This is a genomic window from Atlantibacter sp. MEI4A-1023 (genome assembly GCF_056155425.1).
The window spans coordinates 2,036,000-2,048,265 of record NZ_CM149568.1; the positions used below are offsets into that span (position 1 = coordinate 2,036,000).

Below are 12,266 nucleotides of genomic sequence, written 5' to 3' on the forward strand. Positions count from 1 at the left end.
ATCAAATGAAACGCCCCTGTAAAGCTTTCCTTTTTGGAAAATGTGCCGTTTGCGTACTTTTTACCCTTAACGACGGAAAGCTAATCAATACGTTACGGCTTAAAGCAGAATAGTGCGGTTGCCGTAAACGAACACCCGCTGCGCCAGTACGTGGTACAGCGCGCGGCTTAATACGTTTTTCTCAACGTCTCGGCCAGCGCGCATCATATCTTCCGCCGTGTAGCTGTGATCCACATGAATCACGTCCTGCATAATGATCGGGCCTTCGTCGAGGTTGTCATTCACATAGTGCGCCGTCGCACCGATGATTTTTACGCCGCGCTCATAGGCCTGATGATAGGGACGCGCGCCGATAAATGCCGGCAGGAACGAATGGTGAATGTTGATAATCTGGTTCGGGAAACGCGCCACGAATTCCGGTGTCAACACGCGCATATATTTCGCCAGTACCACGTAATCCGGCTGATAAGACTCGATCGCTTCAGCCATCTTGTCATCGTGCTCTTCGCGGGTCAGCCCTTCATGGCTCACTAACTGGAACGGAATGTCGAAACGCTCTACCAGCGTGCGCAGCGTGTCATGGTTGCCAATCACTGCGGCAATTTCCACATCCAGACCGCCGTAGTTAGCCTTCATCAACAGATCGCCCAGACAGTGCGCTTCCTTAGTTACCAGAATTACCACCCGGCGGCGACCGGCAGGGTTTAACTCACGCAGCGAACCCGGCGGCAGCGCGCCGTCCAAATCGGCCAGCAGCGTGGCGTCGTTGAAAATACCTTCCAGCTCGGTACGCATGAAAAAGCGCCCGGTGCGATGATCGACAAACTCATTGTTCTGCACAATGTTCAGTTCGTGCTTGTAGCAAATATTGGTGATGCGCGCGATTAACCCTTTTTGATCCGGGCAGATGGTGCGCAGTACTTTACGTTGAATTGATTGCATTACCGGGGAAATCCTGTTGAGTGTCTGCTTATCGAGTGCTGTTAAGGCTTTATTGCCCGCAACACTTTTTAAATTTTTTACCTGACCCGCACGGGCAGGGATCGTTACGTCCGAATTCAGGGCGCTGACCGTCTATATAATACCAGTGGCCGTTTTCGTACAAGAAACGCGAGCGTTCGATGATCGCGCCGTTGCGCTGGTTTTCACGATAACGCGCCACAAAGCTGACAAAGCCTTCGCTTTCACTGCGGCCCGCTGCCTCTTCAAAAACCGTCAGCCCCAGCCACTCCGTGCCCGCGAAACCGGCTTCAATATCGGCGCGGAACTTAGCGGCATGAACGGATGGGTGCCAGGTTTTTACCAGATAATCCGCGTTCTTCGTCACAAAAGCACAATAACGAGACCGCATAAGCCGCGCTGGAGTGGGCGCCGCCACGTTTGCACTAATATAAGGCGCGCAACATAGGCTATACTCCAGAGCGCTGCCACAAGGACAAAGCTGCGACAAAGCGTGGCTCCTTGAATAAAAATAAACGGCGTTTATCGCCAGGCGGCTCTATGTTAACTGACTGGCAGCATTGATGCCATGCTGTGAAGAACCGGGGGAGCAATCGAGACGAATGAGAGTAATATTCAGTGAACTGGCTAACACCAGAAGAGTGGACTCGATTGATGCATTAACTGTTTTACGAAACACATTGTTATCAGAGACAGAGCCAACGCTCACACAGGCGGCGCGCCACTCCGGCGGACCGCATTCCAACGATCCCAACGCCCGTCATCGTTCAAATCTCGCGCAGGTACTTGCCTTTGCGCGGTTTTACCAGGCGTTTCGTCCATTTCTTCGGGATATTCTGACAGGCGATAGCGGCTCGGGCATGCCACTATTTAACTATCGTCAGTCAGAGGTGATCGCATGACCCAGCCCTTGTCAGGAAAAAAGATTCTTATCGTTGAGGACGAGCCGGTATTCCGCTCGTTGCTGGACTCCTGGTTGGCCTCTTTGGGTGCGATAACCACGGTTGCCGTCGACGGTGTAGAAGCCCTGGAAAAAATGAGCCTGTCCGTGCCGGACCTGCTGATTTGCGACCTCGCCATGCCGCGCATGAACGGGTTGAAGCTGGTTGAGCATGTGCGCAACGAAGGCCATCAACTGCCGATTCTGGTCATCTCCGCGACCGAAAATATGTCCGATATTGCCAAAGCGCTGCGCCTGGGCGTTCAGGATGTGATTTTAAAACCGGTCAAAGATTTAAACCGGCTGCGCGAAACGGTGTTTTCCTGCCTTTATCCCGCCATGTTTAATTCCCGCGTTGAGGAAGAGGAACGGTTGTTCCAGGACTGGGACGCATTGGTCAGCAATCCTCAGGCGGCGGCAACGCTACTTCAGGAATTGCAACCGCCGGTGCAACAGGTGATTTCCCATTGCCGGGTCAACTACCGTCAACTGGTCTCCGCCAATGAGCCAGGAATGGTGCTCGATATTGCGCCACTTTCCGATCGCGACCTGGCATTTTATTGCCTCGATGTGACCCGCGCCGGAAATAACGGCGTACTGGCGGCATTATTATTACGCGCGCTGTTTAACGGGCTATTGCAGGAACAACTCTCTCGCCAGAAACAACGCTTGCCGGAGCTGGGGCATTTACTTAAGCAGGTTAATCAATTGTTGCGCCAGGCGAATTTAACCGGCCAGTTTCCTTTATTAGTCGGTTACTACCATAGCGGATTAAAAAATCTGATATTAGTTTCTGCGGGTCTTAACGCAACGCTTAATACCGGTGAGCAACAAATTCAACTCAGCAACGGTGTCCCTTTAGGCACGTTGGGCAATACTTATTTAAATCAAATTAGCCAGCCGTGCGAAGCATGGCAGTGCCAGATTTGGGGGGCAGGCGGCCGTCTGCGATTGATGCTGTCTGCGGAATAACCGTTTGATTTAAAAATGCCAGAATGCTTTTCCTGCCGCGATGATCCCGGTGTTAATATCGCGGCAACTTCTTCATATTAGTCCGAAATTGCCGCGCTTCGGCGTGTTCAGCCCCAACGACGTTTTTATGCTGATATACTCGAACGCGATATTTAATTGACGAACAAGTATAAAACTTGAACGGTTCAGGAGAAATTTACATGGCTGCCATTAATTCCAAAGTGAAAAAAGCAGTAATTCCGGTTGCGGGTCTGGGTACCCGTATGCTGCCTGCAACAAAGGCGATCCCAAAAGAAATGCTGCCTTTGGTTGATAAGCCCCTGATTCAATATGTAGTTAACGAATGTATCGCAGCCGGTATCACCGAGATTGTTCTGGTGACCCACTCTTCTAAAAACTCCATTGAAAACCATTTTGATACCAGTTTCGAACTGGAGGCCATGCTGGAAAAACGCGTTAAGCGTCAGCTGCTGGCAGAGGTGCAATCTATTTGCCCACCGCACGTCACCATTATGCAGGTGCGTCAGGGACTGGCGAAAGGTCTGGGCCACGCGGTCATGTGCGCTCATCCGGTAGTTGGCGACGAACCGGTCGCGGTGATCCTGCCGGACGTGATCCTGGATGAATTCGAATCCGACCTGTCCCAGGATAACCTGGCGGAAATGATCCAACGCTTTGATGAAACCGGCAATAGCCAAATTATGGTGGAGCCTGTTGAAGACGTCACCGCCTACGGTGTGGTGGATTGCAAAGGTGTTGAACTTAGCCCTGGCGATAGCGTACCGATGGTCGGCATCGTTGAGAAACCGAAAGCGAATGTGGCGCCTTCAAATCTGGCGGTAGTGGGTCGTTACGTGCTTAGCGCGGATATTTGGCCGCTGCTGGCGAAAACCCCTCCTGGCGCGGGCGACGAAATTCAGTTGACCGACTCCATTGCAATGCTGATGGATAAAGAAACCGTTGAAGCCTACCACATGAAAGGCAAGAGCCACGACTGCGGTAACAAACTCGGCTATATGCAGGCATTCGTCGAGTACGGTATTCGTCACAACACCCTGGGCGAGGAATTTAAAACCTGGCTTGAAGGCGCGGTCGGCATTAAGAAATAAGTTTCTCACCGCAGGAAAATGCAATGAAAGTAACCGTATTTGGTATTGGCTATGTTGGCCTGGTACAGGCCGCAGTGCTGGCGGAAGTCGGTCACGATGTGATGTGTATCGATGTGGACGCGCAGAAAGTCGAGAACCTCAAACAGGGTATCATCCCTATTTTTGAGCCTGGCCTGACGCCGCTGGTAAAGAAAAATTATGAAGAAGGACGCCTTCATTTCAGCACCAATGCGAAAGAGGGTGTCGATCACGGGGTTATGCAGTTTATCGCCGTAGGTACGCCGCCGGATGAAGACGGCTCTGCCGATCTGAAATATGTGACTGCCGTAGCGCGCACCATCGCCGAACATATGACGGACCACAAAGTCGTGCTGGATAAATCCACGGTGCCGGTCGGCACGGCGGATAAAGTGCGTAAAGTGATGGCTGACGCGCTGAAAGCGCGCGGCAGTGATTTGGGCTTTGATGTGGTTTCAAACCCCGAGTTTCTGAAAGAAGGCGCGGCGGTATCTGACTGTATGCGCCCTGAGCGCATCGTGATTGGGACTGATAACAACGATGTGGTCGATCTGCTTCGTGAGCTGTACGAGCCGTTTAACCGCAATCATGACCGCCTGATCTTAATGGATATCCGCAGCGCAGAGCTGACCAAGTATGCCGCTAACTGCATGCTGGCGACTAAAATCAGCTTTATGAACGAGATTTCCAACCTGGCGGAGCGTCTGGGTGCGGATATTGAAAAAGTGCGCCAGGGGATTGGTTCTGATTCGCGCATCGGCTATCACTTCATCTATCCTGGCTGCGGATATGGCGGCTCCTGCTTCCCGAAAGACGTACAGGCGCTGATCCGTACTGCGGAGCAGATTGGCTATGTACCGCGCATTCTGAAAGCGGTGGAAGAGGTCAATGAAGATCAAAAGATGAAACTCCCTGAGTTCATTACCCGTCATTTCGGCGAGGATCTTCAGGGTAAAACCTTCGCGCTGTGGGGGCTGTCGTTTAAGCCAAACACCGATGATATGCGTGAAGCCTCCAGCCGTGTGTTGATGGAAGAACTCTGGAAGCGCGGGGCAGTAGTCCAGGCGTTCGATCCGGAAGCCATGGATGAAACGCAGCGGATTTATGGGCACCGCGCGGACTTGCGTCTGATGGGCACCAAAGAAGCGGCGCTACAGGGTGCAGATGCGTTAATCATTTGTACTGAATGGCAGGCTTTCCGGGCCCCGGATTTCGATACCATCAAAAAATCACTGAAACAACCGGTTATCTTTGACGGCCGTAATCTGTATGATCCTGTCAGGCTCGATAAGCGCGGCTTTGTTTATTATGCAATTGGCCGTGGAGCATCCATTAATATTGCAGAATAAATGAGGGTCATATGAAATTTCTGGTTACCGGCGCAGCAGGCTTTATCGGTTTTCATGTAAGCGAGCGTCTGCTTGCTGCCGGTCACCAGGTTATCGGTATCGATAACCTGAATGACTACTACGATGTAAACCTCAAACTTGCCCGCCTCGATCTTCTCAAAAAGCATTCCAACTTTCGCTTCGATAAAATAGAGCTCGCCGATCGTGAAGCGATGGCGGCGTTATTTTCAGCAGAACAGTTTCAGCGCGTGATTCATCTTGCGGCGCAGGCTGGGGTGAGATATTCGCTTGAGAACCCACATGCGTATGCGGAGGCAAACCTGATTGGCCATTTAAATGTTCTCGAAGGGTGCCGTCACAATAAAGTTGAACATTTATTATACGCCTCATCCAGCTCCGTTTATGGTTTGAACCGTAAAATGCCTTTTTCAACGGAAGATTCAGTCGATCATCCGGTTTCTCTGTATGCGGCAACAAAAAAAGCCAATGAATTAATGTCGCACACTTATTCACACCTTTACGGATTACCCACAACAGGCCTACGCTTTTTTACCGTTTATGGACCGTGGGGGCGTCCTGATATGGCGTTGTTTAAATTTACTAAAGCGATCATTGAAGGCAAAAGCATCGACGTTTATAACCACGGTCAGATGCGCCGCGACTTCACTTATATAGACGATATTGCCGAGGCTATTGTTCGTTTGCAGGATGTTATTCCTGATCCTGATTCTGAATGGACGGTTGAAGAGGGAACCCCGGCCACCAGCTCTGCCCCTTATCGAGTCTACAATATCGGTAATAGTTCGCCGGTAGCCCTAATGGATTATATCTCTGCACTGGAAAAAGCCCTTGGCAAAGAAGCCATTAAGAATATGCTGCCGATGCAGCCTGGCGATGTGCTGGCCACCAGCGCGGATACGCAGGCGTTATATAAGGTTATTGGTTTTAAACCCCATACCTCGGTCGAGGAAGGAGTTCAGCAATTTGTTGACTGGTATAAAAATTTCTATCACGTCGCTAATTAATTACTGAACGTGAATAAAAAAATCCCGCCCAGGCGGGATTTTTTATTGAGGTTTGGAAACTTACTCGTTGATCAGGAAATCGTCGAGTTGTTTGCCTTGCTCTTCGATAGCTTTTTTGATTACTGCCGGCGTACGACCCTGGCCAGTCCAGGTTTTGCTTTCGCCGTTTTCATCGATATAGCTATATTTAGCTGGGCGAGCAGCACGTTTTGCTTTAGCACCCGTTTTAACCGCAGCCATGCTGTTCAGTAATTCATTAGGATCAATGCCGTCAGCAATCAGCATTTCACGATATTGCTGTAATTTACGAGTACGCTCTTCGATTTCAGCAGCAGCTGCGCTTTCTTCTTCGCGACGCTCAGATACAACAACTTCTAATTTTTCCAGCATTTCCTCAAGCGTTTCGAGGGTGCATTCTCTTGCCTGCGCACGAAGAGTACGGATGTTGTTCAGAATTTTAAGTGCTTCGCTCATTGTAGTAATCTCAAACTTATATTGGGGGGGTTTGTTGAGCTAATAATAGAGCCTTAATTTAATTTTCGCAATAGGGCGAAATGTAAGGAATTCAAAATTACAGAATATATGTTAGCGGTTCTAAATATTGTCTTGGGCGTTTTTCTTGAACAACCGCACAAAAAAAGCGGGAGTAAGGTAAATTTCAGACAAAATATTGCGTATAGGATAACTAAACTACCGGCTTCGACAGGCCATTATTGCGGCCCCGCATTAATATCATCCTAATGTATTATGGAGTGGCGGATGATGGAAAAATCTAAGGTTTATAAATACATTTAGCGATGTGCTTAATGAAGAGGTGTTATTTGAAAAATACTTTTATTTCTGGGGGTTACGCTAATTTTATCATAATCGATTAACCCGCAGCGAACAAAAAATAAACGTGATTTCTTATATATAATGACGAAGCGGGCGTAGCAGAAACCACCATGTCAATGGCCTGCCGCGCTGCCTTCACAGAAGAATATGGTACAATCGCGCATGATAAAATTACATGACGAACGGAGTGATGCGGCGTATGGCGCAACTATATTTTTACTACTCGGCAATGAATGCAGGTAAGTCTACCGCGCTGCTTCAATCCTCGTGGAATTACCAGGAAAGAGGGATGAGAACGCTGGTCTACACCGCAGAGATTGATGACCGCTTTGGCACCGGTAAAGTCACTTCACGTATCGGCCTCTCATCGCCGTCACGGCTTTTTAATCCCGGTACTGACCTGTACGCGGATATTCATGCCGAACACCAGCGTGAGGCGATTCATTGCGTTCTGGTGGATGAAAGCCAGTTCCTGACCCGTGAGCAGGTGCATGCACTTTCCGAAGTGGTCGATAATTTGGATATTCCTGTCCTGTGTTACGGGTTACGCACCGACTTCCGTGGGGAATTATTTTGCGGAAGCCAATATTTACTGGCCTGGTCCGATAAGCTGGTGGAGCTGAAAACGATTTGCTATTGCGGTCGTAAGGCCAGCATGGTGTTGCGTTTAGACCAGAACGGTAAGCCTTATAATGAAGGTGAACAGGTGGTGATAGGGGGCAATGAGCGTTACGTCTCAGTGTGCCGTAAGCATTATAAAATCGCTCTTGCGACAGGCTCTCTGAAAGAAATCCAGAATAAATAATGACTATTGCCGTTACTGTTAAGTAACAAGATAAAAAAACCCGCCAATAAGGCGGGTTTTTTATTATTGCCGATAACAATCAGGCAGATTTTTTGGCTTTTTTCTCAGCTTTCACTGGCGCCACAACGGCGTCTTTCTTCGCGACTTCGCCTTCACTGAATTCGCGGCCGTAGAAAGTATCCATCAGAATCTGTTTCAGTTCGGAGATCAGCGGATAACGCGGGTTCGCGCCGGTGCACTGGTCATCGAAAGCATCTTCAGACAGTTTGTCTACGTGGGCCAGGAAGTCCGCTTCCTGCACGCCAGCTTCACGGATTGACTTCGGAATACCCAGTTCAGCTTTGATGCTTTCCAGCCATGCCAGCAGTTTCTCGATTTTCGCAGCGGTGCGATCGCCCGGCGCGCTCAGACCTAAATGATCAGCGATTTCTGCATAGCGACGGCGCGCCTGCGGACGGTCGTACTGGCTGAATGCCGTCTGCTTGGTCGGGTTGTCGTTGGCGTTATAACGGATTACGTTGCAAATCAGCAGGGCGTTAGCGAGGCCGTGCGGAATATGGAACTGAGAACCCAGCTTATGCGCCATAGAGTGGCAAACACCCAGGAAGGCGTTAGCAAACGCGATACCAGCGATGGTTGCTGCACTGTGTACACGCTCACGCGCTACCGGGTTTTTAGACCCTTCATGGTAGGACGCCGGCAGGTTTTCTTTCAGCAGTTTCAGGGCTTGCAGCGCCTGGCCGTCAGAGAACTCGCTCGCCAGTACCGACACATAAGCTTCCAGGGCGTGAGTCACCGCATCCAGGCCGCCGAAGGCGCACAGGGATTTCGGCATATCCATCACCAGGTTCGCATCGACAATCGCCATATCCGGGGTCAGCGCGTAGTCTGCCAGCGGATATTTCTGACCGGTTGCATCATCGGTCACTACCGCAAACGGCGTGACTTCAGAACCGGTACCCGAAGTGGTGGTGACGGCGATCATTTTCGCTTTCACGCCCATTTTCGGGAACTTGTAGATACGCTTACGGATGTCCATAAAGCGCAGCGCCAGTTCTTCGAAGTGGGTTTCCGGGTGCTCATACATAACCCACATGATTTTCGCGGCGTCCATCGGGGAACCGCCACCCAGCGCGATGATCACGTCAGGCTTGAAGGAGTTCGCCAGCTCTGCGCCTTTACGTACGACAGACAGCGTTGGGTCAGCTTCGACTTCAAAGAACACTTCAACTTCAACGCCGGCAGCTTTCAGAACGGATGTGATCTGGTCAGCATAACCATTGTTGAACAGGAAGCGGTCGGTCACGATAAGCGCACGTTTGTGGCCGTCGGTAATCACTTCATCCAGCGCGATAGGCAGAGAGCCACGGCGGAAGTAGATAGATTTCGGAAGTTTGTGCCACAACATGTTTTCTGCTCGCTTGGCCACGGTTTTCTTGTTGATCAGGTGTTTCGGACCCACGTTTTCAGAGATGGAGTTACCACCCCAGGAACCACAACCCAGCGTCAGGGAAGGCGCCAGTTTGAAGTTGTACAGGTCACCGATACCACCCTGTGAAGCCGGGGTGTTGATCAGAATACGGGCAGTTTTCATCTTGTTGCCAAACAGGCGAACGCGTTCCGGCTGGTTGTCCTGGTCGGTATACAGGCATGAGGTGTGGCCGATACCGCCCATTTCCACCAGTTTTTCCGCTTTGGTGACCGCGTCGTCGAAATCTTTTGCGCGGTACATTGCCAGAGTCGGAGACAGTTTTTCGTGGGCGAACGGTTCAGATTCGTCAACAACAGTCACTTCGCCGATCAGAATTTTGGTATCTGCCGGTACGGTGAAGCCTGCCAGTTCAGCGATTTTGGTTGCTGGCTGGCCTACGATGGCGGCGTTCAGCGCGCCATTTTTCAGGATAATGTCCTGAACGGCTTTCAGTTCGCTGCCCTGCAGCATATAGCCGCCGTGGGTGGCGAAACGCTCACGCACTGCGTCATACACGGAATCGACGACCACAACGGACTGCTCGGAAGCACAGATAACGCCGTTGTCGAAAGTTTTAGACATCAGAACAGAAGCCACAGCACGTTTGATATCGGCAGTTTCGTCGATCACAACCGGGGTATTGCCCGCGCCTACGCCGATAGCAGGTTTACCGGAGCTGTATGCCGCTTTCACCATGCCCGGGCCGCCAGTCGCCAGGATCATATTGATATCCGGGTGATGCATCAGGGCGTTGGACAGTTCCACAGAAGGCTGATCGATCCAGCCGATAAGATCTTTCGGCGCGCCGGCAGCGATAGCAGCCTGCAGCACGATATCTGCCGCTTTGTTGGTGGCATCTTTGGCACGCGGGTGCGGAGAGAAGATGATACCGTTGCGGGTTTTCAGGCTGATTAAAGATTTAAATATTGCGGTAGAGGTTGGGTTAGTGGTCGGAACAATACCGCAAATAATACCAATGGGTTCAGCGATGGTGATGGTTCCGAAGGTGTCGTCTTCAGACAGCACACCGCAGGTTTTCTCATCTTTATAGGCGTTGTAGATATACTCAGAAGCGAAGTGGTTTTTAATCACTTTATCTTCTACGATACCCATTCCGGATTCGGCAACGGCCAGTTTCGCGAGGGGGATTCGAGCATCAGCGGCGGCCAGGGCGGCGGCGCGGAAGATCTTGTCTACTTGCTCTTGAGTGAAGTTGGCATATTCACGCTGGGCTTTTTTTACGCGCTCGACGAGGGCGTTAAGTTCAGCGACGTTGGTAACAGCCATAAATGCTCTCCTGATAATGTTAAACTCTTTTAGTAAATCAGCTGTTCGACACGTCAGTATAGTCAGCATGAAACAGCTTGGGTAAAGACAGTATGTAACGCCACGCTACTACTTATTATCTACTGATTTATTAAAAGAGCCTTACCTGAAACACCACTAATATATGATGTTGTTATCAATTGGGGCGTAATCAAGAGTACTCACTTCTGAGTAGAAAATGTGTGATCTGGATCAATTATTCTCAATGCTGACACCTTTCAGCAGGGCTTATTCGTGGCGATTTGTTAACAAAATAATACTGATTACAACACGCAAATATTAAAGTTCCATGAATACAACACATGTATAACACAGATGAATAATTCCATCATTATGAAATTATTCAGATAAATGTGCTGTGAAAGAGCGTGACGGCAGTTGAGGTTTTCCATTACATTACGCAAGCCACAACTACCCCCTGAAATGCGGAGCTCCCCGTGATGCAGTCGTTTTTTGATTTGCCGACCTATTTTAAATTTTTTATAGGATTATTTGCGTTGGTCAACCCGGTGGGCATTATCCCGGTGTTTATTAGCATGACCAGCTATCAGACGGCGGCGGCGCGCAATAAAACCAATCTTACGGCAAACCTGTCGGTAGCGATTATTTTATGGACTTCGCTGTTCCTCGGCGACGGCATTCTGCAAATCTTCGGCATTTCTATTGATTCGTTTCGTATTGCTGGTGGCATCCTTGTGGTGACCATCGCCATGTCGATGATTAGCGGCAAGCTCGGTGAAGATAAGCAAAACAAGCAGGAAAAATCAGAAACCGCCATCCGTGAAAGCATTGGCGTTGTGCCGCTTGCCCTGCCGTTAATGGCGGGACCGGGGGCGATCAGTTCGACTATCGTATGGGGCACCCGATTCCATTCTATTTCGCATCTGATCGGTTTTTCGGTCGCCATTGCGCTGTTCGCTTTATGTTGTTGGGGCGTGTTTCGCCTGGCTCCCTGGCTGGTGAGGTTATTAGGGCAAACCGGTATTAACGTCATTACTCGTATTATGGGATTACTGTTAATGGCGTTGGGTATCGAATTTATTGTCACCGGTATAAGAGCGCTTTTTCCCGGCCTGGTGTCCTGAATCACTTTCATTTGAAAAAAGGCGAAGCAGAGCTTCGCTATTTTTGAAAATTTACTCGCATTATTGCAAAACCCACCAATCATCCTCCTTTGTATAATAAAAAGTAATAGTTAATAAAAGCATTGCTTTTCAATCAATTAAAAATCGCTTTGATGGCTTCCGATTATTTCTTCTCCGCCTGAGCTGTTATTTCTCTCACAATCAACTCTGATACTTGCTGCAACATTATTGAAATGATATTAGTAATTTTGTGGCTATCGTAGCGTAATCTGCTAAAAAATAGTCAGTTGTTAAATTTATGCAAAATATCCGATATCGGTGTTCACGATGCCGTAATGATTAGCATAACTATAGCAAGCAATTGATTAAGAA

General features: G+C 49.6%; 10 protein-coding genes. 6 read left to right on the forward strand and 4 right to left on the reverse strand.

Features of this window, described 5'->3' with window-relative positions:
* Positions 1–99: 99 nt before the first annotated feature.
* Together purU and ACVV26_RS09875 are read right to left on the reverse strand one after the other, a co-directional pair.
* The gene (gene purU, locus ACVV26_RS09870; protein WP_474801268.1) at positions 100–942 is read right to left on the reverse strand and encodes a formyltetrahydrofolate deformylase; all 843 of its coding nucleotides are present in this window, start codon (positions 940–942) and stop codon (positions 100–102) included.
* A 49-nt stretch (positions 943–991) separates the two neighbouring features.
* Positions 992–1,450 (reverse strand): YchJ family protein, encoded by a 459-nt coding sequence (locus ACVV26_RS09875; protein WP_474801269.1) that lies wholly within the window; start codon positions 1,448–1,450, stop codon positions 992–994.
* Between the two features lie 408 nt (positions 1,451–1,858).
* Here ACVV26_RS09875 and rssB point away from each other — a divergent pair, with 408 nt between their 5' ends.
* The 4 genes from rssB to ACVV26_RS09895 all read left to right on the forward strand — a co-directional run bounded on the left by rssB (position 1,859) and on the right by ACVV26_RS09895 (position 6,373).
* A complete protein-coding gene (gene rssB / locus ACVV26_RS09880) occupies positions 1,859–2,872 on the forward strand; it encodes a two-component system response regulator RssB (RefSeq protein WP_474801270.1) in 1,014 nt (337 codons plus the stop codon).
* Between the two features lie 200 nt (positions 2,873–3,072).
* Positions 3,073–3,981: a UTP--glucose-1-phosphate uridylyltransferase GalU gene (galU, locus tag ACVV26_RS09885; protein ID WP_474801271.1), complete on the forward strand. Its 909-nt coding sequence runs from the start codon at positions 3,073–3,075 to the stop codon at positions 3,979–3,981.
* Positions 3,982–4,004: 23 nt separating this feature from the next.
* Positions 4,005–5,348 (forward strand): UDP-glucose dehydrogenase family protein, encoded by a 1,344-nt coding sequence (locus ACVV26_RS09890; protein ID WP_474801272.1) that lies wholly within the window; start codon positions 4,005–4,007, stop codon positions 5,346–5,348.
* Positions 5,349–5,359: 11 nt separating this feature from the next.
* Positions 5,360–6,373: an NAD-dependent epimerase gene (locus ACVV26_RS09895; protein ID WP_474801273.1), complete on the forward strand. Its 1,014-nt coding sequence runs from the start codon at positions 5,360–5,362 to the stop codon at positions 6,371–6,373.
* Positions 6,374–6,433: 60 nt separating this feature from the next.
* On the opposite strand, the gene hns is transcribed toward ACVV26_RS09895, so the two are convergent.
* Entirely contained in the window at positions 6,434–6,847 is a 414-nt protein-coding gene (gene hns, locus ACVV26_RS09900; protein WP_125294334.1) for a histone-like nucleoid-structuring protein H-NS, read from the reverse strand.
* Positions 6,848–7,406: 559 nt separating this feature from the next.
* Between hns and tdk the strand changes: the two genes are divergently transcribed.
* Positions 7,407–8,012, forward strand: a complete 606-nt coding sequence (gene tdk / locus ACVV26_RS09905) for a thymidine kinase (protein ID WP_474801274.1) — start codon at positions 7,407–7,409, stop codon at positions 8,010–8,012.
* A gap of 79 nt (positions 8,013–8,091) precedes the next feature.
* Here tdk and adhE read toward each other — a convergent pair whose 3' ends face one another.
* Positions 8,092–10,770: a bifunctional acetaldehyde-CoA/alcohol dehydrogenase gene (adhE, locus tag ACVV26_RS09910; protein ID WP_474801275.1), complete on the reverse strand. Its 2,679-nt coding sequence runs from the start codon at positions 10,768–10,770 to the stop codon at positions 8,092–8,094.
* Between the two features lie 476 nt (positions 10,771–11,246).
* On the opposite strand from adhE, the gene ACVV26_RS09915 reads away from it, so the two are divergent.
* Positions 11,247–11,894 (forward strand): YchE family NAAT transporter, encoded by a 648-nt coding sequence (locus ACVV26_RS09915; RefSeq protein WP_312978856.1) that lies wholly within the window; start codon positions 11,247–11,249, stop codon positions 11,892–11,894.
* Positions 11,895–12,266 lie beyond the last annotated feature (372 nt).